The organism is Micromonospora sp. NPDC049049, from assembly GCF_040649115.1.
Classification (GTDB): domain Bacteria; phylum Actinomycetota; class Actinomycetes; order Mycobacteriales; family Micromonosporaceae; genus Micromonospora.
This window is the reverse complement of record NZ_JBEZEX010000001.1, coordinates 213,984-236,063: the sequence shown is the minus strand read 5'-3', so window position 1 is coordinate 236,063 and position 22,080 is coordinate 213,984. Positions and strand designations below refer to the sequence as shown.

18 protein-coding genes are annotated in these 22,080 nt (G+C 72.6%); 9 read left to right on the top strand and 9 right to left on the bottom strand.

Annotation, left to right across the window (positions count from 1 at the left end; genetic code table 11):
- Window positions 1-76: 76 nt before the first annotated feature.
- The 3 genes from AB0B68_RS01075 to AB0B68_RS01065 all read right to left on the bottom strand — a co-directional run bounded on the left by AB0B68_RS01075 (window position 77) and on the right by AB0B68_RS01065 (window position 3,007).
- Window positions 77-1,093 carry an ABC transporter permease subunit gene (locus tag AB0B68_RS01075; protein ID WP_357193940.1) on the bottom strand — a complete coding sequence of 339 codons (1,017 nt, stop codon included), beginning with the start codon at window positions 1,091-1,093 and terminating at the stop codon, window positions 77-79.
- A complete protein-coding gene (locus tag AB0B68_RS01070; RefSeq protein WP_355005877.1) occupies window positions 1,090-2,100 on the bottom strand; it encodes an ATP-binding cassette domain-containing protein in 1,011 nt (336 codons plus the stop codon). The genes AB0B68_RS01075 and AB0B68_RS01070 overlap by 4 nt, the downstream gene beginning before the upstream one ends.
- A gap of 121 nt (window positions 2,101-2,221) precedes the next feature.
- Window positions 2,222-3,007: a DeoR/GlpR family DNA-binding transcription regulator gene (locus tag AB0B68_RS01065; RefSeq protein ID WP_091403015.1), complete on the bottom strand. Its 786-nt coding sequence runs from the start codon at window positions 3,005-3,007 to the stop codon at window positions 2,222-2,224.
- A 200-nt stretch (window positions 3,008-3,207) separates the two neighbouring features.
- On the opposite strand from AB0B68_RS01065, the gene AB0B68_RS01060 reads away from it, so the two are divergent.
- The 3 genes from AB0B68_RS01060 to nagA are packed head-to-tail and all read left to right on the top strand — an operon-like array spanning window position 3,208 to window position 6,193.
- The gene (locus AB0B68_RS01060) at window positions 3,208-4,137 is read left to right on the top strand and encodes an SIS domain-containing protein (protein WP_357257275.1); all 930 of its coding nucleotides are present in this window, start codon (window positions 3,208-3,210) and stop codon (window positions 4,135-4,137) included.
- A complete protein-coding gene (locus AB0B68_RS01055; RefSeq protein WP_357257271.1) occupies window positions 4,134-5,087 on the top strand; it encodes an ROK family protein in 954 nt (317 codons plus the stop codon). Before AB0B68_RS01060 ends, AB0B68_RS01055 begins: the two co-directional genes overlap by 4 nt.
- The gene (gene nagA, locus AB0B68_RS01050; RefSeq protein ID WP_357193929.1) at window positions 5,084-6,193 is read left to right on the top strand and encodes an N-acetylglucosamine-6-phosphate deacetylase; all 1,110 of its coding nucleotides are present in this window, start codon (window positions 5,084-5,086) and stop codon (window positions 6,191-6,193) included. The genes AB0B68_RS01055 and nagA overlap by 4 nt, the downstream gene beginning before the upstream one ends.
- A 47-nt stretch (window positions 6,194-6,240) precedes the next feature.
- Here the strand turns inward: nagA and AB0B68_RS01045 are convergent, their stop codons facing one another.
- Window positions 6,241-7,464 carry a DUF4032 domain-containing protein gene (locus AB0B68_RS01045; protein ID WP_357193926.1) on the bottom strand — a complete coding sequence of 408 codons (1,224 nt, stop codon included), beginning with the start codon at window positions 7,462-7,464 and terminating at the stop codon, window positions 6,241-6,243.
- A gap of 120 nt (window positions 7,465-7,584) precedes the next feature.
- On the opposite strand from AB0B68_RS01045, the gene AB0B68_RS01040 reads away from it, so the two are divergent.
- Both AB0B68_RS01040 and AB0B68_RS01035 read left to right on the top strand, forming a co-directional pair.
- Window positions 7,585-8,322, top strand: a complete 738-nt coding sequence (locus tag AB0B68_RS01040; protein ID WP_357194070.1) for a phosphatase PAP2 family protein — start codon at window positions 7,585-7,587, stop codon at window positions 8,320-8,322.
- 10 nt (window positions 8,323-8,332) lie between these two features.
- Window positions 8,333-9,568, top strand: a complete 1,236-nt coding sequence (locus tag AB0B68_RS01035; RefSeq protein ID WP_357257268.1) for an APC family permease — start codon at window positions 8,333-8,335, stop codon at window positions 9,566-9,568.
- Between the two features lie 19 nt (window positions 9,569-9,587).
- Here AB0B68_RS01035 and AB0B68_RS01030 read toward each other — a convergent pair whose 3' ends face one another.
- Genes AB0B68_RS01030 through AB0B68_RS01015 form a run of 4 tightly spaced genes read right to left on the bottom strand, consistent with a single transcriptional unit; the run spans window position 9,588 to window position 16,263 of the window.
- On the bottom strand, window positions 9,588-10,373 hold the full coding sequence (locus tag AB0B68_RS01030) for an ABC transporter permease (RefSeq protein ID WP_355005883.1): 786 nt from the start codon (window positions 10,371-10,373) through the stop codon (window positions 9,588-9,590).
- Window positions 10,370-11,359 (bottom strand): ATP-binding cassette domain-containing protein, encoded by a 990-nt coding sequence (locus AB0B68_RS01025; RefSeq protein ID WP_357193917.1) that lies wholly within the window; start codon window positions 11,357-11,359, stop codon window positions 10,370-10,372. The genes AB0B68_RS01030 and AB0B68_RS01025 overlap by 4 nt, the downstream gene beginning before the upstream one ends.
- Before the next feature lie 30 nt (window positions 11,360-11,389).
- On the bottom strand, window positions 11,390-14,242 hold the full coding sequence (locus AB0B68_RS01020; protein ID WP_357257263.1) for a BTAD domain-containing putative transcriptional regulator: 2,853 nt from the start codon (window positions 14,240-14,242) through the stop codon (window positions 11,390-11,392).
- 50 nt (window positions 14,243-14,292) lie between these two features.
- Complete coding sequence (locus AB0B68_RS01015) at window positions 14,293-16,263, bottom strand: NAD-binding protein (RefSeq protein ID WP_357257260.1); 1,971 nt, start codon at window positions 16,261-16,263, stop codon at window positions 14,293-14,295.
- Between the two features lie 95 nt (window positions 16,264-16,358).
- Between AB0B68_RS01015 and AB0B68_RS01010 the strand changes: the two genes are divergently transcribed.
- From AB0B68_RS01010 to AB0B68_RS00995, 4 genes are all read left to right on the top strand, one after another.
- The gene (locus tag AB0B68_RS01010; RefSeq protein WP_357257257.1) at window positions 16,359-16,847 is read left to right on the top strand and encodes an MSMEG_6728 family protein; all 489 of its coding nucleotides are present in this window, start codon (window positions 16,359-16,361) and stop codon (window positions 16,845-16,847) included.
- 24 nt (window positions 16,848-16,871) lie between these two features.
- Window positions 16,872-18,425 carry an FAD-dependent oxidoreductase gene (locus tag AB0B68_RS01005; protein ID WP_357257253.1) on the top strand — a complete coding sequence of 518 codons (1,554 nt, stop codon included), beginning with the start codon at window positions 16,872-16,874 and terminating at the stop codon, window positions 18,423-18,425.
- A 67-nt stretch (window positions 18,426-18,492) separates the two neighbouring features.
- Window positions 18,493-19,701 carry a hypothetical protein gene (locus AB0B68_RS01000; protein WP_357193903.1) on the top strand — a complete coding sequence of 403 codons (1,209 nt, stop codon included), beginning with the start codon at window positions 18,493-18,495 and terminating at the stop codon, window positions 19,699-19,701.
- A gap of 212 nt (window positions 19,702-19,913) precedes the next feature.
- Window positions 19,914-20,357: an HNH endonuclease gene (locus AB0B68_RS00995; RefSeq protein ID WP_357257250.1), complete on the top strand. Its 444-nt coding sequence runs from the start codon at window positions 19,914-19,916 to the stop codon at window positions 20,355-20,357.
- 70 nt (window positions 20,358-20,427) lie between these two features.
- Here the strand turns inward: AB0B68_RS00995 and AB0B68_RS00990 are convergent, their stop codons facing one another.
- A complete protein-coding gene (locus tag AB0B68_RS00990) occupies window positions 20,428-22,056 on the bottom strand; it encodes a serine/threonine-protein kinase (RefSeq protein ID WP_357257247.1) in 1,629 nt (542 codons plus the stop codon).
- Window positions 22,057-22,080: the final 24 nt, after the last annotated feature.

Sequence of the window (22,080 nt, the reverse complement as noted above, 5' to 3'; positions counted from 1 at the left end):
AGCAGGCGGCGCGGCAGGTCCGTACCGCCGGGAACCCCGACGGCCGGGCCGGCCGCGCCGCGTCACTTCGGTCCGGTCAGGTGATGTCGCGGCGGCGCATCGTCCAGAGCGCCGCCCCGAGGATCACCACCACCGAGACCGAGAGCAGAACCGAGGACTGCTGCCAGGTGATGTCCATGGTGGCCGGATTGCACTCCCCGTAGTAGGTCGCGTTGCAGGAGTTCCAGTCCTGCAACGTGACCGTCTTCGTCATCCAGGCCAGGATGTACGTGGGCAGCAGCCAGGCCTCGGCGAACCGCACGCCCGCCATTCCCAGCAGGATGCCCAGACCGAACTGGCCGACGACCATCACCGCCACCACGCCACCGAGGGCCATCGCGGTGTGCCGCCCCAACGAGGCGAGGGCGAACCCGATGGTGGTGAGCACCAGCACCAGCGCCACTCCGCGCAGACCGGTCAGCAGGAACGACTGCCAGACCCCGGAGGTCATCTTCTCGGTGCTGCCCCGGAACGTGGCGACCGCCCAGAACCCGGCGAACCACAGCACTGCGGCCGGGAGCGTCACCGCCAGGATGCCGGTGAGCAGCGCAGCCAGCTTGGTGAGCAGTACGGTGAGCCGCTTCGGCCGCCAGAGCAGCAGGTTCATCATGCCGCCGGTGCTCCACTCGGCCCCGACGAAGGACGCGCCGATGACGAACCCGACCAGGGCGAGGATCGCCGCGAACGGGATCAACGTCTCGTCGAACGTCTTCTTGAAGTCGAACGTCGAGGGCAGGAACCAGTCGGCCTGGATCTGGTCCCGGGACGGGGCGGTGATCACCGAGCAGTCGTCCGGGAAGGGGCGGTCGCTCGACGTACCGGCCGTCTTGGCCTTCTCGCACTCCGCGCGCTCCTGCTCGCTCCAGCGCACCTGCTCCTGGTACTGCTGGTCGGCCTGACGTTCGGCCCGAGCGAGCTGAGCGGCGTCGATCTTCTGGTTGGTGAAGAACACCCCGACCACCACCGCGACCAGCACCAGCAGGCCGAGCAGCGTCGAGTAGCGGGTGAAGCGCCGCTTGGTGAGCCGGCGCAGCTCCGTACGAAAGAGGCTCACGCGCCCCACCCTCCCCCGGCGGGACCGGGCTGACCCGTCCCGCCAACCTTCGTGGACTCGTCGACCTGCCGGTGCTGACCGGGTACCGGCGCGGTGGCGGTCAGTTCGAGGAAGACGCTCTCCAGATCGACGGCGATCGGCGCCAACTCGCTGACGTAGAGGTTCTTCTCGGCGAGCAGCCGCGTCACCGCAGCCGGCTTGTCGACGCCGGTCAGCATCAGGTGGTCCGGGTGACCGGTGACCCGGATTCCCGCCTGGGTCAGCGCCTCGGTGGCCACCGGCAGGTCGCTGACCGCCTCCAGCCGGATCCGGACCGCGCCGGACGAGTGCTGGGCGAGCACCTCGTCGACGGGACCGAACGCGACCCGCCGGCCCAGGGAAATGATGGTGACCGAGTCGCAGATCAGCTGGATCTCACCGAGGATGTGGCTGGACAGCACCACAGTCATTCCGGACTCGGCGAGGGTGCGCATCAGCGTGCGCATCTCCCGGATGCCGCCCGGGTCGAGGCCGTTGGCCGGCTCGTCGAGGATGAGCAGCTTCGGGTTCTTCAGCAGGGCCGAGGCCACGGCGAGTCGCTGCTTCATGCCCAACGAGTACGTCTTGACCCGCTCGCCGGCCCGGTCGCGCAGCCCGACGAGTTCCAGGACCTCGTCGACGCGAACGGCCGGCACCTCGCCCGCACCGGCGAGCAGGGACAGCGTGTCCCGGGCCGTGAAGTGCGGGAAGAACTGCGGGCTCTCCACTATCGCGCCGACCTGGCCGGCGACCGCGGGCAGCGCGTCGGGAACCTCGTGCCCGAGCAGCGCCATCCGGCCGCCGTCGGGTCGGATCAGGCCGAGCAGGGTACGCAGCGTGGTGGTCTTGCCGGACCCGTTGGGACCCAGGAAGCCGTGCACCTGCCCCGCGTCGACCCGCATGTCGAAGCCGTCGAGCGCGTTGCGGGTGCCGCGTCGACGACTCTTGTACGTCTTACGTAGACCTTCGATCTCCAGGACAGCTGGCAAGCTGCACCTCCCCCGATGGGTGGGCGTGACAGCCGACACCATACGCGGTATGCAGGAGCGCGCAATACGCGGTATGCATCGACTCGCCGATCAGGCTAATTCATCGACGGAGCGTGACCCCTCAGGCGCAGATGACCTGCACGCCGGCAGCGCGGAACGCGTCCACCACCTCTGGGGCGGCACCGGAGTCGGTCACCAGCGTCTCCACCCGCTCGACCGGGCAGATCCGGGCGAAGGCGTGACCGCCCAGCTTGGACGAGTCCGCGATGATCACCACGCGCTTGGCGCGGGCCACCATCAGGTTGTTCATCGCCGCCTCCCCCTCGTGGTGGGCGGCGGCGCCGAGCTGCGGGTCGATCGCGTCCACGCCGAGCAGGGCGACGTCCAGGGTGACCTCGCGCAGCAGCGCCCCGCCCAGCGGGCCGACCAGTTCGAACGACTTCGGCCGCACCACGCCGCCGGCCACCACGACCTTCATCCGGGACCGGACCAGCAGCTCGTTGGCGATGTTCAGCGCGTTCGTCACCACGGTGAGCTGGGCACCCTCGGCGCTGGTGTTCAGATCCGGTCGGACGGCGAGCGCCCTCGCCACCTCGGTGCTGGTGGTGCCGCCGTTCAGGCCGACCACGGTGCCCGGCGTGACGAGCGCGGCGGCGGCAGCCCCGATCCGCTGCTTCTCGGCCGAGTGCTTGGCGGTCTTGTAGCGCAGCGGCAGGTCGTACGACACGCCGTTGGCGACCGCGCCGCCCCGGGTCCTCGTGATCATTTGTTGCTGCGCGAGCTGGTCGAAGTCACGCCGGATGGTGGCCTGGGAGACGTCCAGCCGCTCGGCTGCCGCCTCGACGCTGACCCGGCCGTTGTCGGTCAGCATTTCGAGCAGGGCGTTCCATCTGGCGTACCGGTCCACCGCGGGGGCCCTCCCAGCAACTGCACGGACGGTGATTGATTGCGTGCACACTAGTGCGCGAAACTAGGCTGGCGCAAAAGACTGACCTGCGCGATCGGCCGGCCGGTTGCCATGGTCACCCGCGTTCGCGCAGAATAACGCGCGAAATGCGGGTCTAACGAGCCGTATTGCGCACCGATCGGCCCTGCGAGGAGTTTCCCATGGCGTACGTGGACGCGGAGATCGCGAGCCAACCCGACTGCTGGCGGGACGCGGCCCTGCTGGCCGAGGTCGTGCGTGGTGACCTGCCGCGCCCCGGGGAGCGGGTCGCCGTCGTCGGTTGCGGCACGTCGTGGTTCATGGCGATGGCGTACGCGGCCCGCCGCGAGCAGGCCGGCCAGGGTGAGACCGACGCGTTCCAGGCGTCCGAGTTCCCCACCGGCCGCCGCTACGACCGGCTGATCGCGATCACCCGTTCCGGCACCACCACCGAGGTACTGGAGCTGCTCGCCGCGCTGCGCGGACAAACACCCACCACAGTGATCGTCGGCGACCCCGCGTCCCCAGCGGTCGAGCTGGCCACCGCCACCGTCGCCCTGCCCTTCGCCGACGAACGGTCGGTCGTGCAGACCCGCTTCGCGACCACCGCGCTGGCCCTGCTCCGGGCCCAGCTCGGCGACCCGGTGACAGCGCTCGCCGCCGACGCCGAGGTGGCGGTGCGATCACCGCTGCCGATCGACCCGGCCACCATCGAGCAGGTCACCTTCCTCGGTCGGGGATGGACGGTCGGGCTGGCCCAGGAGGCGGCGCTGAAGTGCCGCGAGGCGGCCACCTTCTGGGCCGAGGCGTACCCGGCGATGGACTACCGGCACGGTCCCATCTCGGTCGCCGCGCCGGGCCGGCTGGTCTGGGCGTTCGGTGAGCTGCCCGACGGGCTGCCCGAGGATGTGGCGGCCACCGGCGCGGCCTTCGTGCACAGCCGCACGCACGGCTGGCGCACAGTGCTGGGCAGTTGGTCTGCCGGCCGTACCCCGGTCGACCCGATGGCCGACCTGATCCTGGCCCAACGCTTCGCGGTCGCGCTGGCCACCAGCCGGGGCCTCGACCCGGACGCGCCCCGCCACCTGACCCGGTCCGTGGTGTTGGCGTGAGCGACGACCGCGTGGTCGTTGCGCTGGACGTCGGCGGCACCGGCATGAAATGCGCCCTGGTCCGGCCGGACGGCGTCGTGGTGAGCACCGAACGGCACCCCACCGACGCCGCACGCGGCCCGGCCGCCGTTGTCGGCACCATCCTGGACGTGGCCGGTGGGCTGGCCGACAAGGCCCGCGCCGACGGGCTCACCCCGATCGCGGTGGGCATCGCCGTGCCCGGGGTGGTGGACGAGGCACGCGGCGTCGCGGTCTGGTCGGCGAACGTGGGCTTCCGGGACGTACCCCTGCGGGACCTGAGCGTGCAGCGGCTCGGTCTGCCGACGGCGCTCGGCCACGACGTGCGTGCCGGTGGTCTCGCCGAGGCCCGACTCGGCGCCGGACGCGGCACCGGGCACGTGCTGTTCGTGGCCATCGGCACCGGCATCGCCGCCGCGCACGTCGTCGACGGCGCGGCCGCGGTGGGGGCCCACGGCGCCGCCGGGGAGATCGGCCACATTTTGGTCCGGCCCGACGGTCCGCGCTGCGGCTGCGGCCGCCCCGGCTGCCTGGAGGCGATCGCGTCGGCCGCCGCGATCGGCCGCCGCTACGCCGAACTCGCCGGCGACACCGCCGACGCCCCGGTGACCGCGGCCGAGGTGGCCGACCGGGCGGCAGCCGGCGAACCGCTCGCCGGCCAGGTCTGGCAGGAGGCGGTCGAAGCGCTCGCCGATGGCCTCGCCAGCGGGCAGGCGCTGTTCGACGTGGCGACGATAGTGCTCGGCGGCGGCCTGGCCCAGGCCGGGGACCGGCTGCTGACCCCGCTGCGGGTGGCGCTGCACGAACGGATGACCTTCCACCGGGAGCCGCAACTGGTCGCGGCAGCCCTCGGCGACGAGGCCGGTTGCCTCGGTGCCGCCCTGCTCGCCCTGGACGCCGTGGGTGTCCGTGACCAACAGGAGAAGCGATGACCGTACGGGTGAACGGCCGAGTGGTGACCCCGACCGGAGTCGTCCGACAGGGCTGCGTCGAGTGGGACGGTGATCGGATCACAGCGGTGGCCGAGTATCCGTCGGTGCGCGACGGGCACTGGATCGTGCCCGGCTTCGTGGACATGCACACGCACGGCGGTGGCGGGCACACCTTCACCACCGGTGACGCCGACGAGGCCCGCGCGGCGGCCGACTTCCACCTCGCCCACGGCACCACCACGCTGCTGGCCAGCCTGGTCAGCTCGCCCTTTCCGCTGATGCGGACGGCCACCGAGGCGTTCGCCCCGTTGGTCGAGGAAGGCGTGTTGGCGGGAGTCCACTTCGAGGGGCCGTACCTGTCGGCCACCCGCTGCGGCGCACAGAACCCGGAGTACCTCCGCGACCCGTCGACCGACGAGCTGGCCGAGCTGATCGAACTGGGCCGGGGTGCGATCCGGATGGTCACCCTCGCCCCGGAGCGCGACGGCGCGCTGGAGGCGATCAAGCTGCTCACCGCCCAGCGGGTGGTGGCGGCGGTGGGTCACACCGACGCCACGTACGAGCAGACCCGCGCCGCGGTCGCCGCCGGCGCGAGCGTCGGCACCCACCTGTTCAACGGCATGCGGCCGGTGCACCACCGTGAGCCGGGGCCGGTGGTGGCCCTGCTCGACGCGCCCACCGTGATCTGCGAGCTGGTCGCCGACGGGATCCACCTGCACGACGGCATGCTGACCTTCGTCACCACGACCGCCGGCCCGGACCGCGTCGCGCTGGTCACCGACGCGATGGCCGCCTCCGGCATGCCCGACGGCGAGTACGAGCTGGGCGGCCAGGCCGTCACCGTCGCTGACGGGGTGGCCCGACTCGCCCGCGACGGCGCGATCGCCGGCAGCACGCTGACCATGGACGCCGCGCTGCGGCACGCCGTGAACGCCGGAATCCCGATCGCCGACGCCGCACGGATGGTGGCCACCACCCCGGCGCGGGCCATCGGCCTGGGTGACCGGGTCGGGTCCCTCCAGGTGGGCCTCCGCGCCGACCTGGTGGTGCTCGACGACGACCTCAACGTGGTGCGGGTGCTGCGCGCAGGCTCCTGGGTGGAGTGACATGGCCGCGCCGGCGCCAACGGGCCGCGGACAACCGGGCTGGTGCCCTAGCTGAGGCTGGGGACGTCGACGCCGAGGACGGCCTGCTCGTCGGGGCGGTGCACCAGCACATCGGACAGGTACGACTGGACCGCGTGGCGCATCCCGACGTCCCGGCCGGCCTGCTCGGAGAGCAGCCACTTGTGCTCGATGATCTGGGCGAACAGTTCCTGCGGCTCCAGCTTCCGACGCAGGTGCGCGGGAACGGCCCGGACCACCGGCTCGAAGACCTCGGTGAGCCAGCGGTGGGCCGCCTGCTGCTCGTCGATCAGGTCGCTCTCGGCACGGTAGGCGTCCAGGTCGTTGAGCAGCTTGCGGGCCTGGTTCTCCTCGGCGTCCAGCCCGGTCAGCCGAAGCAGCCGCCGGGTGTGGTAGCCGGCATCGACGACCTTCGGCCGAACCAGGAAACGCCCACCGTCGATGGTCGACATGGCCACCTCGGCGACGTCGAAGCCCAGCTCGTTGAGGCGGCGGATCCGGCCCTCGATGTCGCGCCGGGCCTCCCGCTCGATCGCCTGCTCATAGGTGATCTCGTGCCAGAGCCGCTCGTAGCGCTGCACGACCTCCTCGCACACCACCTCCGGGTCGATGGACTCGTGCAGCAGGCCAGCGGCCTGCAGGTCCAGCGCCTCACCGAAGATGTTCACCCGGGCGATCTCCAGGTCCTCACCGCGCTGACCGTTGGAGAGCGCGTTGTGCAGGGCGCCTGTCTCCGCGTCCACCAGGTAGGCGGCGAAGGCCCCCGCGTCCCGCCGGAACAGCGTGTTCGACAGCGAGCAGTCGCCCCAGAAGAAGCCGGTCAGGTGCATCCGCACGATCAGGGCGGCGAGCGCGTCGAGCAGCCGGCTCATCGTCTCCGGGCGGAGGGTGTGCGAGAAGAGCGCCCGGTACGGCAGCGAGAACTGCAGGTGCCGGGTGATCAGCACCGATTCGAGGGGCTCCCCGTCCTCGGTCTGCCGGTCGGCGACGACCGCGACCGCCTCGACGGAGGGGAAGTCGATCCGCTCCAGGGCCCGGAGCAGGTCGTACTCCCGCTCGGCGATCCGCTCGCGGGTCTCCTTGAACGCGTACACGTAGTCGCCCAACCGGACGAAACGGACGATGTGCCGGGAGATGCCCTGCGGCAGCGCAACCAGGTGCTGGGCAGGCCACTCCTCCAGCGGTGTCGACCAGGGCAGGTCGAGCAGCGCCGGGTCCACGAGAGCAGACGTGATCCGCACGGGCACAAGCATGACTGGTCGTCCCCCTCATCCGCCTCTGATCGTGGTTGGGCCCACAGCGCCGCACACCCCGGCCTCGCGCCGGGCCGGTAGCGTGGTCGCGTGCTCAAACCCACAGCGGTACGACGTGACCTGCGGCTACGGCCCGTTCGCCCGGCCGGCTGGTGGTTCGACGCGCTCCTGCTGGTCGGTCTGGTCGGGTTGACGGTGGCGCTCGCCGCCGACCAGCTCTTCGGATTGGACCGGGCGGTCGCCGACTGGGCCGACGGGCACCGGCCGACCGCCGCGTACTGGATCGCCCGGGTGCTGAACTTCCTCGGCCAGGGCACCCCGCTGACCCTGATCGGCGTCGGGCTGGGCGTGCTGCTGGCCGTCCGGCTGCGTTCGGTGCGGCCGATCCTGCTGCCGGTGGTCGGGTTCGTGATCACCACCTTCACGATCGGTCCGCTGAAGGTCTGGACCGCGCGGGCGGCACCGAGCGCCAGCGTCAAGGAGCCGTTCCTGACACCCGAGCAGACCCTGCCGCTGTTCCACGACGACCTGCCGGTGCGGTTCGCCCAGTCCTACCCGTCGGGCCACGTCGCCAACGCGATCGTCTGGTACGGGGTCATCGCGCTGCTGCTCGCCCCACTGGCCCGCACTTTCGGCCGGCAACTCCCGAGCCGGCTCGTCACCGTGATCCGCGTCGTACCGCCGCTGGTCGTCCTCACCACCACCACCTACCTCGGCTGGCACTGGCTGACCGACTCGGTCGCCGGGCTGCTGCTGGGCCTGCTCCTGGACCGGCTGCTGCACCGGGTGCCCTGGGACGATCTGCCGCTCCCCGGCCGGTTACGCGCGTGGGACCGGCCGTTCACCTCGTACCCCTAGGTTCTGATTCATGGATCAACTGGCGCGGCGGCTGGGCGTACCCGATGCGGTTGTCATCGGGTTGGGCTCGATGCTGGGCGCGGGCGTCTTCGTGGTCTTCGGCCCGGCGGTGGCGGCGGCCGGCGGTGCCGGCCTGCTGCCCGCGCTGGCGCTGGCCGGCTTCGTGGCCTTCTGCAACGCGACCAGTTCGGCGCGGCTGGCGGCCCAGTACCCGGAGTCCGGCGGCACCTACGTCTACGGCCGGGAGCGTCTCGGGCCGTTCGCCGGGTTCCTGGCCGGTTGGGGCTTCGTGGTCGGCAAGACGGCGAGCTGCGCGGCGATGGCGTTGACCGTCGGGGCGTACCTCTGGCCGGGCCAGGCCCGATTGGTAGCCGTCGGCGCGGTGCTCGCGGTGACCGCTGTGAACCTTCGCGGCATCGGCAAGACCGCCACCGTGACCAGGGCGTTGGTGGCGCTGGTGCTGGCGGTGCTGGCAGTGGTCACCGTCGTCGGCCTGGTCGGTGGGCCGGTGCATCTGGGCCGGCTCGGCGAGCCCGGCGGCTCGGCGCGGGGCGTGCTCACCGCCGCCGGGTTGCTGTTCTTCGCCTTCGCCGGGTACGCCCGGATCGCCACGCTGGGCGAGGAGGTCCGCGACCCGCAGCGGACCATTCCGCGCGCGGTGCCGCTGGCGCTCGGGGTGGTGCTCGTGATCTACCTGGTGCTGGCGGCGGTCACCCTCGGCGTGCTCGGTGCCGACCGCCTGGCCGGATCCGCCGCGCCCCTGGTCGACGTGGTGACCGCCGCCGGGCTGCCCGGCCTGGCGTGGGTGGTCCGCGCCGGTGCCACCATCGCGGTCGTCGGGGTGCTGCTGTCACTGGTCGCCGGGGTCGGGCGGACCACCCTCGCCATGGCCCGCCGCCGCGACCTGCCCGGTGCGCTGGCCGCCGTGCACCCGGTGCACCAGGTGCCGCACCGCGCCGAACTGGCGGTGGCCGCCGTGGTGACAGTGGTGGTGCTGCTCGGCGACGTACGCGACGCGATCGGCTTCTCCAGCTGCACGGTGCTGGTCTACTACGCGATCACCAACGCGTCTGCGCTCACCCTGGGGCGGGACCCGGACCGGCGGTTGCCGGTCCGGGTGCTCGCCGTTCTCGGGCTGGTCGGGTGCCTGCTGCTCGCTGTCAACCTGCCGCTGAGCAGCGTGATCGCCGGCTTCGGTGTGCTCGCCGTGGGTGCCGCCTTCCACGCCCTGCGGGTCCGCCGCTGACCCGGGCAGACGGTCGGAGTCAGCGGCTCAACCGTTGGTAGCGGCGCACGGCCAGCGGGGCGAACGTCGCGATCAGCAGCACCGGCCACAGCACCGCCAACAGCATCGCGTGCTCCGCCGGCCAGGAGTCACCACCCAGGCCCGGGTTGCCGAACAGTTCGCGGATCGCCGCGACGGTGGCCGACAACGGATTCCACTCCGAGATCGTCCCGATGACCGACGGCATCAGCTCGGGTGACACGAAGACGTTGGAGATCGCGGTCAGCGGAAACGCCGCCGGAAAGACGATGACGCCGACGGTGTCCGGGTTGCGGACCAGAAGCGCCAGGTAGATCCCCATCCAGGTGATGGCGACTCGCAGCAGCAGGAGGAGCCCGACGGCGAGCAACGCCCTGCCCACACCCTCGCGCCACTGCCATCCGACGAGCAGGCCACACACCAGGAGGGTGGACATCTCCAGCAGGGCGCGCAGCAGGTCGGCGGCGCTGCGACCGGTCATCAGGGCGGACCGTGCCATCGGCATCGACCGGAACCGGTCGACCACACCCCGGCTGAGGTCCAGCGCCACGCCGGTCGCTGTGGCCCCCAACCCGTAGAGCATCGTCATCACGAAGACCCCGGGCAGCAGGAACTCGCGGTAGTCGCCGCCACCCGGCACCTGCATGCCGCTGCCGAACACGTACCCGAAGACCAGCACGAACATGATCGGCAGCGAGAAGTAGAGGATCAGCTCCTCCGGCGCGCGAACCACGTGGGTCATGTTCCGCCTGGTCATCGTCCAACCGTCGACGATCGCCGTGGTCATGCCATCTCCACAGTTCGTCCGGCCCCGACCGGCTCGCGGGCCTCATCCGGCCGGTGCCCGGTCAGGTGCAGGAATGCCTCGTCCAACGTCGCGCGCCGCAGGCCGATGTCCTCGACAGCGATCCCGGCGTCGTCCAGCGCGCGAACCACGTCGACCAGGCCGGCGACGCGATCGACCACCGGCACGCTGAGCCGCCGAACCTCCGGGTCGAGTTCGGGCTCCGCGCCGCAGATCCGCGCGACGAGGCGGACCGCCTTGCTCAGCTCGGCCGCGTCGCGGACCACCACCTCGATCCGGTCGCCCCCAGTCATCGCCTTCAGCTGGTCCGGTGATCCCTCGGCCACCACCCGACCGGCGTCGATCACCGAGATCCGGTCGGCGAGCTGATCGGCCTCCTCCAGGTACTGCGTGGTGAGCACGACCGTGGTCCCGTCCGCCACGAGACCTCGGACCAGGTCCCACACCTGGTTGCGGCTGCGCGGGTCCAGGCCGGTCGTCGGCTCGTCCAGGAACAACACCCGCGGCGTACGGATCAGACTGGCGGCGAGGTCCAACCGGCGACGCATCCCACCCGAGTACTCACCGGCGGACCGGCTCGCCGCCTCGTCCAGCCCGAACCGCTCCAGCAGTTCATCGGCGCGTCGGCGGGCCTCCCGTCGGCCGAGCCGGAACAGCCGGCCGAACAGCTCCAGGTTCTGCCGGCCGCTGAGGATCTCGTCGACCGCGGCGTACTGCCCGGTCAGCCCGATCCGGGCGCGCACTTCGTCCGGATGGCGCAGCACGTCGTACCCGGCCACCGTGGCCCTTCCCGTGTCGAAGCGCAGCAGGGTGGTGAGGATCCGTACGGCAGTCGTCTTGCCCGCGCCGTTCGGTCCCAGCAGTCCGTGGACCGTGCCGGGCGGCACTGTCAGGTCGAACGTGTCGAGCGCCCTGGTCGGGCCGTACCGCTTGCCCAGACCCTCGGCGACCACCTCGAATGTCGTCATGCCCCCACGGTGCGGCCCGACGCTGACGGGTCACGCACCGCCCGCTGACAGCGGCGCACCGGCCTTCTCCGCCTCGGTGATCTCCTTCAGGACGAGAACGATCTCCGCACGGGCTGCCTCGCCGACGTACCAGCCGGTGAGCCCGCCGGTCAGCGCCTCCTCGCAGAACCGCCTCGCGGCAACCAGGTCCCCGCGCACCCGGGCCACCTGGGCGAGGCCGAGCCGGGCGCTGGCCACGAACTCGGGCGCACCGCTGCGCTGCGCGAGGAGCAGCGCACCGGCGAAGTCCTCGTGCGCCCCCGCGAGGTCACCGGCGCGCAGCCTTATCTCGCCCCGGGTACGCAGCATGTCGGCCTGGTCGACGGCCGACCCGAGCGCCTTGACCAGTCCCATGGCCTCATCCATGTGGGCGCCCGCGGTCTCCGGATCGCCCTGCCAGGCGGCCAGTTCGCCGAGCGCACCGAGCGTGATCATGGTGCCCCACCGGTCCCCGGTGCCGCGGAAGCCGTCGAGCGCTGTGGCCAGCGCGGCCCGGGCGCGGTCCCGTTGGTCGCTCCACATCAGCGCCGAGCCGCTGCCCATCGCGCCGAGCGCGTTGATCCACGGGTCCGGGCCGACCAGCCGTCGCAGCTCCCCCATCAGCTCGTCGACATCCTCGGCACCGCCGGAGGGCGGTCCCGTCGAGATCCCCGACAGGTACAGCAGGAAGGGCTGTCGCGGCGGCCGGTCGAGGCTGCGGATCACGGACCGCTGCGTCCCGAGCGACGGCAGAGACCCGGAGCCAGCGAGCGAGGCGTTGTAGACGCAGAGGGCGAACTCCTCGCCCAGCCCCGGCGGCGCCTCGGTGCCGAGCAGTTCGAGGACGTCCGCGGCGAGCCGCGCCCCTTCCCCGCGCATGCCGCGCAGCCACCAGTAGAACGACAGGGCCGCGACCATTCCAGCCGCGTCGGACGCGTCACCGGCCGCGGTGGCCCGACGCAACGCCGCGTGCAGGTTGTCCCGCTCCGCGTCGAGGCGTCGCAGCCAGTGCAGTTGCTCCGCGCAGCGGAGGTGGTCGCTGGCGGTCCAGGCGAACTCCAGGAAGTACGCGGTGTGCGCGCGACGCAGTTGGTCGGCCTCGCCGGCCTCGGCGAGACGCTCCGCACAGAAGGCCCGCACCGTTTCGAGCATCCGGTACCGGCCACCCGTCATCTCCACGAAGGACTTGTCGACCAGACCGGTGAGCGCGTCGACGAACTCGGCGGTGGGCAGGCCACAGACCCGCTCGGCCGCCTCCAGCGTGGCCCCACCGGCGAAGACGGTCAGCCGTCGGGCCACGTGCCGTTCGGCGTCGTCGAGCAGATCCCAACTCCACTCGACCACGGCCCGCAGGGTGCGGTGTCGCGGCGACGCGGCCCGGTTGCCCGTCGACAACAGCCGGAACCGGTCGTCGAGACGGGCGGCCACCTCGGCGACGGGCAACGCCCGCAGCCGCGCTGCGGCCAACTCGATCGCCAGCGGCAGGCCGTCCAGGCTGCGGCAGATCCGCAGCACCATCTCGACGTTGGCCGGCGTGACGGTGAAGTCGGGCGCGACGTCGGCGGCCCGCTGGGAGAAGAGGCCGACCGCCGCGTAGTCGTCGGCGTCCAGCACGGACGCGCCGAGCGGTGGCAGGCTGAGCCCGGACAGCGGGCACAGCGCCTCACCGGCCAACCCCAGCGGCTCCCGACTGGTGGCCAGGACGCGCAACGCCGGGCACGCGCTCAGCAACCGGGCCGCCAGCTGGGCCGCGTCGACGAGGACGTGCTCGCAGTTGTCGAGGACCAGCAGCAGCCGCCGCTCGGCCAGCGCCTCGACCAACCGGTCGGTGGTCTGCCAGCCCGGCTCGGCCGGGGCACGCAGGCCCGCGTCGCGTAGGCCGAGCGCACTCAGCACCGCCTGCGGAACGTCCGAACCGTCAGCCAGCCCGGCCAACTCGACGAAACGGACCTCCCCGTCGACCCGGCCAGCGGCCTCGATCGCCAGGCGCGTCTTGCCCGCGCCCCCGGGGCCGGTGAGGGTGACCAGCCGCCGCTCTCCGAGCAGATCGCCGACGCGCTTGAGCTCCTCCTCGCGCCCGACGAAGGTGGTGAGTTGACTCGGCAGCACCGGTTCGGCCGACCCGCGTTCCGCACCACGCAGCACCGCCAGGTGGACCGCGGCCAAATCCGCCGACGGGTCGACGCCGAGCTGCTCGGCCAGCGTGTGCCGGGCATCCTCGAACTCGGCCAGCGCCTCGGCCGGCCGGCCCAGCGCCGCCAGGGCGCGCATGAGCTGACCACGTAGCCGCTCCCGCAGCGGATGCGCGACGACCACTTCCCGCAACTCCGCGATCAGGGCGCTCTGTGCGCCCAGCGCCAGATCCGCCTCGACCCGATTCTCGATGGCGGCCAACCGCAGCTCGTCCAGCCGGGCCGCCTGGGCGGGCACGCCGGCTGCGCCGATGGCATCGGCCAGGGCGGGACCACGCCACAGCTCCAGCGCCTCACGCAACGCCGCCGCCGCGCGGGGCCAGTCGCCGTCGACGAGCGCGCGGCGTCCCTCCTCGGCGAGCCGTTCAAAGCGGTACGCGTCGACGTCGTCGGGATCCACCGCCAGGCGGTAACCGGCCGGGTGGAACTCAACCGGGTCGTGCCCGGCGGGCAGTGCCTGACGCAGTCGCGACACCTGGGACTGGAGCGCGTTGGCCGCACCTCGGGGCGGGTGCTCGCCGTACAGGCCGTCGATCAGTCGGTCGGCGGAGACGACCCGTCCCGCGTTGAGCAGAAGCAGCGCCAGCAGGGCACGCAGCCGAGGCCCGCCCACGGGGACCTCTCGCCCGTCGGCCAGCACGACCTGGGTCGGACCCAGGATGCGGAAACGCATGCCATGGATTGTCGCTCAGTGCCGCCCGGTTCCTGCTGCGTCGGGTGCTGTCAGCTCACCTCGCCGGGCCCGTCATGCCGGCGGGTCAGCTCACGTTCGTCAGGTTGAACACCGTTGGTCGTCGAGGGCGCATCTCCACCCGGAGGGACGGGATGTGCCGCGCCACCCCCCGGGCCCGTCTGCCCCGGCACGGGGGGAGACGCCGCCGCCGGGGTGTGCGCTCCGCCGTGGACCGACCCGGCCGGTCGGGTGACCGGCTCCGGGTGGGCCGGCGGGGCGCACTGGCGCGTCAGCCAGTCCAGCCCGCGCCGCCGGGCGACGACGGTCAGCCGGTCGCCGGCGAAGATCACCTGGCGGGGGTCGAGGTCCTTCCACCAGATGGTCCTGGCGCCGCCGGCCGGGGTGCGGGCGATCAACCGGACCTGCCCGTCCCGGTTGACCGCGTCCAGCGGTCGACCGTCCAGCTCGGAGCCGGCGGCGACCGGCACCTCGGCGACCGGGAGCGCGTGCCGGTCGACCGGGATGGTGCTGATCACGGCGCGTTCGGTGAGCGCCCCGATGAAGGCCGGGGCGGCCAGGTAGGAGACCGAGCGGGACACCCCGAGCGCGAAGGTCTCCTCCACCCGTTCGGCGAAGTCACCGTCGAAGAGCCGCAGCACCACGCGCAGGTCGGCGCGGAGGTCGCGGGCGGCGAGGGCCGCCTCCAGGTTGGCCACGTCGTCGGTGGACGCCACCACCAGCGCCTGACAGTCGGCCACCGAGGCGGAGGCGAGTGTCTCCGGCAACGCGGCGTCGCCGACGATCAGCGGCACCTCCAGTTGGCGGGCCAGGGCGGCGCCGCGCGGCTCCGGATCCTTGTCGATCGCCACCACTTCGACGTCGTACTCGCGTAGCTGCGCCATCACCCGGGTGCCGACGTTGCCCAGACCGATCACCACCACGTGCCCGACCCGCGCGGGTTGCAGGCGGCCGGTGTGCAGGGCCAGTCGGGCGTTGACGATGCCGTCCACCACGACGGCGGTGATCAGTGGGATCAGCGCCAACCCGGCCAGGTTGAGCACCACCTGCATGATCTGGGCATCCGCCGCCTTGGTGGTGTCCGGGTCGGCGCCGCTGAGCGTGGTGACCAGCGTCAGGTACAGCGCCTCCAGCGGAGAGACGTCCTCGGCCCGGGAGATCAGTGCTCCCAGCACCGCGATCAGCGCGAGCACCACCATCACCGCAATGCCGATCTTTCGGGTGGCGAAGCCGCGTACCGCCCCCACCACCACCGAGATCGGACGACGCCGCCGACGCGCCCGGACCAACCGGCGGGCGGCGACCTCGGTGCCCGGCGGCTGACCGGTCGCCTCGGCCAGCACCAGGTCGGCGCCAGCCTGCTGGGCCGGCAGCAGCTCCACCCCCCGCGCCTCGCTGAGGTGCGCCAACGCGCAGACCACGTCCTGCGGTCGGACGTCGGCCCGACGCGCCACCCGCAGCGTCTTGTCCCGGTGTTGGAAGGAACTCGGGTCGACCTCGTTGAGCGCGGCGGCCACGAAGGCCGGCGCGGCCATCTCGGCGTCGGAGAGCACCTCGACCGGCGCCTTGAGCAGCTTGCGCACGCCGTCGGCGAGGGTGCCGTTGAACATCCGCAGCACCTGGCGGACCCGCTGGTCGACGGCCTGCGCGCAGAGCGCGGCGTGCAGGTTGCCCACGTCGTCCTGGTGCAACAGGGCCAGCCCGGTCGCGCCGGCCAGGCCGGCGGCCTCGAAGGTGGCCACGTCAAGCCGGTCCGAGCGGACCACGCGGACCCCGCGCAGCCCGGCCACGTCCGGCCCGTTGCTGCGGTAACGCTCCGGCACCACGACTGTCACCCGGGCCCCACCGACCGGCAGCTCGGATTCGAGCATCGCCCGGGCCACGTAGTAGGCGAGCGCGTCCTTGCCACAGATCACGTAGTGCGGGCGGGGATCACCGACGGACCTCAGTCGCCAGTTCCACTCGACCGCCCGTCGCGCCCGGTCCCGCCACGGCTCCGCCATGCCCGGATCGTAATCAGCACTGCCACCCTGGGCGACCCCGTCCGGATCATCCCGGGCCCAGGTATGTCCGCCCCGGCGACGGGTAGAGCAGCGGCATGCAGACGTTCCTCCCGTACCCGGGCTTCCTGGCCAGCGCCCGCACGCTGGACCAGAAGCGGCTCGGCAAGCAGCGGGTGGAGGCCATCCAGGTGCTGCGCGGGCTCACCCGACCCGGGTACGGCTGGCGCAACCACCCGGCCGTGAAGATGTGGGCCGGGTACGAGGAGGCGCTCGTCCGCTATGGGCTGGACATGTGCGCGGTCTGGACCGAACCGGGGCGGGCCGACACCTGCGCCACCACGATGACCGTCGACCTCGCCGACGCCTGCGGGGCCGGCGTGGTACGCACCCAGGACGAGCTGGCCCGAGCGGGTGAGCTGCCACCGTGGCTGGGCCGCGACGACCTGCACCTCAGTCACCGCTCGTCGCTGCTGCGCAAGGACCCGGCGCACTACCGCCCGCTGTTCGGCGACGGCGTGCCGGAGGACCTGGAGTACGTCTGGCCGGCCTCCGACCGTCCCCGCCGTTGCTTGCCAGCCGACTGAGCCGAGGTGGGGCAGACTGGGCCCATGGCGCTGTCGCAAGTGGTAGGTCGGCTGATCGGCGTACGGCAGCACCAGGTGGACCCGGGCGGTGGTGGCGCCGACCGGGTGCCGCGACCGACCACGGCGCTGGTGGTGGGTGGCGGCATCGCCGGGATGTCGGCGGCGGTGGTGTTGGCCGAGCGGGGTGTGGCGGTCACGGTGCTGGAGGCGGCACCCACCCTCGGTGGTCGGCTGGGCGCCTGGCCGGAGGCGCTCGCCGACGGCAGCCAGCAGAACGAGCACGGCTTCCACGCGTTCTTCCGGCAGTACTACAACTGGCGGTCCATCCTCCGCCGGATCGACAGTGACCTGGGTTTCCTCAAGCCGATTCCGGGCTACCCGATTCTCAGCGAGCAGTGGCCGACCGAGGAGTTCGGCAGGTTGCCGCCCGCGCCACCGGCGAACCTGCTGGCGCTGCTGCTGCGCAGCCCCAGCCTGCGCCTGGCCGACCTGCGACTGATGGACCGGGACGCGGCGCTGCCGCTGCTCAGCTATGACCCGGTGCGCACCTACGCGGACCTGGACGACACCACAGCCGACGAGTTGCTGGCGTCGCTGCGACTGCCGGACCGGGCTCGGGCGATGCTGTTCGAGGTCTTCTCGCACTCGTTCTTCAACCATGAGGCGGAGATGTCGGCCGCCGAGATGGTCGCCCAGTTCCACTTCTATCTGCTCGGCAACCCGGAGGGGTTGGCCTTCGACTGCCCCGACGAGGACTACGCCACGGCGATCTGGGAGCCGCTGACCCGGCACGTGGAGAAGCACGGTGGCCGGGTCCTCACCGGCTGCGGCGCCACGGGGGTGCACCGCGACGCCGAAGGGTGGCGGGTGACGACCACCGACGGCGGCAGCCATCCGGCGGGTCACGTCGTGCTCGCCGTCGACCCGCCGGCGCTCGCCGCGCTGGTGGCGGCCTCCCCGGACCTGGCGGAGCAGGCACCCGAGCTGGCGGCACGGATGCCGGCCTTCGGCACCCCGGGCCCGCCGTACGCGGTGGCGCGGTACTGGTGTGACGGGGACGTGGGCGCCGAGCGGGCGGTGTTCAGCGGCGTGTCCCGTCAGCCCACTCTGGACTCGGTGACGCTCTACCACCGGCTGGAGAACGAGTCGCGGCGCTGGGCGCAGCAGACCGGCGGCTCCGTCGTCGAGCTGCACGCGTACGCCTGCGAGCCCGGCGTGCCGGCCGAGGAGCTGGCCGAGCGGATGCGCCGCGAGCTGGTCGCGCTCTGGCCGGAGGCCGGCGACCTGCGGGTCCGCGAGCTGCGGGCCCGGGTGGAGGCGCAGGCGCCGGCTTTCACGCCGGGCAGCCACGCCTGGCGACCGGGGGTACGCACCGACGCGACCGGCCTCTACCTGGCGGGTGACGGCATCGCCACGGACTTCCCGAGCGCGTTGATGGAACGCTCGGCCGCGACCGGGATCATCGCCGCGAACCACATCCTGCGCGCCGAGGGTGGCGCGGCCGAGCCGGTGCTCTCGATCCGACCGCGTGGTCTGCTGGCCGGCCGCACGAAGCCAAATCGACAAAACATGACATAAGCCACGGTACGCTGCCGTACGCTCGAATGATCAACCGTCGATCGGCCGGGCGGGAGGGCAGCGGGAGATGTCACCACTGCACCGCGCCGGCGCGGAGAACGGCTCGTCGACGGACGAGATCGGCCGCGACGACGCGTACCCGCTGATCCGCGACGAGCGCGCCTGCATCGTCACCGCGCTCCGGCTGGGCTGGTGGATGGCGGACGCCTACCACCACGGGCAGCACGCGGAGCCCAGCGCCTTCGTCGAGGCCCGCCCGGCCGTACCGCCGGCCAAACTCTCCAACCTCACCGAGATGTCCGCCCACCGTCGGATGCGGATGTACCTCGACGGGGTGGACGTCGCCCTGGCCCAGATCGCCGACCTCACCCGGCACACCGGGCCGGTACCCGACACGTCGGCCGCCCGCGCCCTGCTCCCCGACCTGGGCCAGCCCGACCCCGCCGACCCGGTGCCGCTGCTGCTCGCCCTCGACGACCTCAACGTTGAGGTGCTGCGCTGGGCGATGGCCGCCAACCACCGGGTCGGGCTGGCCTACCGACTGGGCCGGTCAGTGGCCGACACCGTCCGAGCCGGCGACGTCACGCAGTTGCTGCGGCAGTTCGGCGGCCGGCAGGTCCAGATCAGCCGGTGGCTGGACGAGTTGGCCAGCGTGCTGCCGCCGTACTCGGCCGCTGTGGTGCGCCGCTCACTGGCCGCCTGGGCGAGCGCTGTCGACCGCGCCGGTCACGGGGATCCGACCGAGCCGACGCCCGCCACCCTCAGCCGGGCGCTGCGCGGCCAGGGCGACCTCTGGCGCGACGTGCTCACCGGCGGCCTGCACCCGCGCGACCTGCTCGACGAGGAGGACTACGCGGTGATCGCCCGGAACCTGATCATTCGAGACCGGCGACTGGTGGCGCAGGCGGCCCGAGGCATCTTCTGGCCGGTGCTCGTACCCCTGCTGCTCGTGCTCTTCGCGGTCGTCGGGGTGAGTGCCGCCGCGGCCGCCGGCTCACCGACCACCCGGGCCACAGTGGCCCTGGTGGGCCTCGGCGCCGGGCTGGCGGCGATCTGGCGGTCGGTCTCCGGGCCCGCGCTGTCCGTCGCCGGTGAGGTCAACCGGCCGCTGCTGGACAGCGAACTCACCGCACGGATGGCACTGCGGCTGAACCGACCGCTGACCACCGCCCAGGTCTCGGCCAAAGCGGTTCCCCGCACCCGCCGCCAGCGGCGTCCCGACGGGGCCGGCCGATCGAAATACGTTGCCCGTGTCTCCCGGGTCGACCTACCGTGAGCGCGCAAGGTCAACCACCACCGCGGGAGCAGCTCATGACGATGTGGCACATCAGCATCGTGCTGTCGACGCTGCCCGGTGACGGTTGCCGAGCGGAAGGTCCCCGGGCGGGCCGGCCCGACTGACGCGTGTCCTGACGCGCTGAGCCGCCCCGTCCGCCAACCGGACCGGGCGGCTTCCTGCTGTCCGTCACCATGTGGAAAGGAGTCCCGGTGGATGCCGTCCTCGTCATCAACGCCGACCTCGGCCCGCTGCACCGGGTCACCGTCCAACACGCCGTCCGCATGCTCTGCCGTCGGGTGGCCGAGATCCACGAGGCCGAGCCGGACCGGGTGATCGGGGTCTTCCCGATGCCCCGGGTGGTGCGGCTGGTCCGCTTCGTCGTCACCCGGTGGAGGTTCAGCTCCGGGCCGGCCTGGTCGCGGGCCGGTGTGCTGCGCCGCGACGACAGGTGCTGCGCGTACTGCGGCGGCCCGGCCTCCACCATCGACCACATCCTGCCCCGCTCGCGCGGCGGCCGGAACAACTGGCGGAACACCACCGCCGCCTGCTACGCCTGCAACCAGCGCAAGGGGGACCGGACGCCGGCGGAGGCGGGCATGCCGCTGCGCCGGGAGCCGGTGAACCCGGGCTGGGCGGCGTTGGCCGGGCGGTGACGGACCGGCCGGCGGGAACGGGGGGCCGCGTCCCGGGTACGACCCGGGCGCGGCACCCGCCGGCCCCCGATCAGGCGGCGCGTTCCTTGACCTTCGGCCTCAACTGGCCGCTGGGGCACTGAACCCTGATCTCGCTGCGGTGCTCCGGGGAGGTCAGCTCGACCACGATCTGCTGTGCCGGCCCCGGGTCGTACCCCTCGGCTCGGAAGCCGGGTGCGGGTGCCACGGTGAGCACCTCGACCGACTTCCCCACGCAGCGGGCGGTGACCGTCCCGCCGAGCGCGTCGACCGGTACGCCGACGCCAGGTGTCGGGGTCGGCGCGGCCGGGGTCGGGGGCGGTCCGGCGGTGGTGGTCGTCGGGCCCGGGACCGCTGTCGTCACGCCCGGAGCGGCCGGAGAGCTGGTCCGGGTGGCGGCCGAGCTTTTCCTGGTCGTCGGTACGGCGGCCGGTCCGGCATCGGCCGCGTCGGTCGGGTCGTCGGTGCGCGGCATCCCCACGGTGGTGGTGCCGGGGCCGCTGCTGGTCGGCGCGGCGCTCTGTCCCTGTCGATTGCTGAAGTCACCGAGCGGCCCGGCGAGCGCCACGGCGGCGATCACAGCCCCGCCGACCGTCAGAATGGCTCGCCCCCGACGCCACGGCCCGCGCCTCGTCCGCACCGCCGAGTCACCCGTCGTTCGGGCACCCTCGGGCCTGGCTCTGGTCGGCCCGGTGCCGGTCTGCTCCGTGCCGGCCAGCTCGGGGCTGGTCTGCTCAGTGCCGGCCTGCTCGGTGTCGTTCTGTTCGGTGCTGGTCTGCTCGGTGCTGGTCTGCTCGGTGCTGGTAGGGCCGGTCTGCTTGGTTACGTCGGCCGCCGGTTGGGCGGCGACGGCAGCGGCCTCGGGGGCGGCCCCGCTGGCGGCGGCGAGCAGTATGCGGGCCGCGTCGGTGGCCGGTGGCCGATCGGCGGGGTCGGCGGCCAGGCACCAGCGGTAGAGCCGGTGCACCTCGGGCGGCACGCCGTCGATCGCGGGCAGCGGGTCCGGTTCGACGGGCGTGTGCGAACGGACCATCCGGGTCTGCGCCTCGGCGGGCCACGGCAACCGGCCGGTGAGCACCCGGTACAGCAGCAGGCCGAGGGCGTACACGTCGCTGGCCGGCCGCACCTCGCCAGCCTGCAACCGCTCCGGCGCCAGGTACGCCGGCGTGCCCATCAGCCGCCCCTCGAAGTCGATCTCCGGCGCGCCGACGGCTGCCGCGATCCCGAAGTCGAGCACCTTCGCACCGGTCGGCGTGAGCATCACGTTGGCCGGCTTGATGTCGCGGTGTACCAGCCCCTGGTCGTGCGCTGCGGCGAGCGCCGAAGCCACCTCGGCACACACCCGCAGACCGGCGCGCGGGGGCAACGGCCCGACCACCAACCGGCGCTCCACTGTGTGACCGCCGAGCAACTCCATCACCACGAACGGGACCTCGGCACCGTCCACCACCGACTCGCCGTAGTCGTAGACGCTGGTGACGTGCGGGTGCGACAGCCGAGCCGCGGCCTTGGCCTCGCCCCGGATCCGCTGCCGGGCGTCGGTGTCCGAGGCGACCAGCACCTTCACCGCCACGTCCCGTTCGAGCACCTCGTCGTACGCCCGATGCACCGCCGACATGCCGCCACTGCCGAGGCGCTCGAGGAGCCGGTAGCGGCCCGCAAGCAACTGATCACGCTGCACGACGGACAGCCTGCCGTACCGACC

What these genes read in the sequence shown, in the direction of transcription:
- AB0B68_RS01060 (WP_357257275.1), top strand. Translation starts at nt 3,208, where the DNA reads ATGGCGTACGTGGACGCGGAGATCGCGAGCCAACCCGACTGCTGGCGG.
- nagA (WP_357193929.1), top strand. Translation starts at nt 5,084, where the DNA reads ATGACCGTACGGGTGAACGGCCGAGTGGTGACCCCGACCGGAGTCGTC.
- AB0B68_RS01045 (WP_357193926.1), bottom strand. Translation starts at nt 7,464, where the DNA reads ATGCTTGTGCCCGTGCGGATCACGTCTGCTCTCGTGGACCCGGCGCTG.
- AB0B68_RS01035 (WP_357257268.1), top strand. Translation starts at nt 8,333, where the DNA reads ATGGATCAACTGGCGCGGCGGCTGGGCGTACCCGATGCGGTTGTCATC.
- AB0B68_RS01030 (WP_355005883.1), bottom strand. Translation starts at nt 10,373, where the DNA reads ATGACCACGGCGATCGTCGACGGTTGGACGATGACCAGGCGGAACATG.
- AB0B68_RS01025 (WP_357193917.1), bottom strand. Translation starts at nt 11,359, where the DNA reads ATGACGACATTCGAGGTGGTCGCCGAGGGTCTGGGCAAGCGGTACGGC.
- AB0B68_RS01020 (WP_357257263.1), bottom strand. Translation starts at nt 14,242, where the DNA reads ATGCGTTTCCGCATCCTGGGTCCGACCCAGGTCGTGCTGGCCGACGGG.
- AB0B68_RS01015 (WP_357257260.1), bottom strand. Translation starts at nt 16,263, where the DNA reads ATGGCGGAGCCGTGGCGGGACCGGGCGCGACGGGCGGTCGAGTGGAAC.
- AB0B68_RS01010 (WP_357257257.1), top strand. Translation starts at nt 16,359, where the DNA reads ATGCAGACGTTCCTCCCGTACCCGGGCTTCCTGGCCAGCGCCCGCACG.
- AB0B68_RS01005 (WP_357257253.1), top strand. Translation starts at nt 16,872, where the DNA reads ATGGCGCTGTCGCAAGTGGTAGGTCGGCTGATCGGCGTACGGCAGCAC.
- AB0B68_RS01000 (WP_357193903.1), top strand. Translation starts at nt 18,493, where the DNA reads ATGTCACCACTGCACCGCGCCGGCGCGGAGAACGGCTCGTCGACGGAC.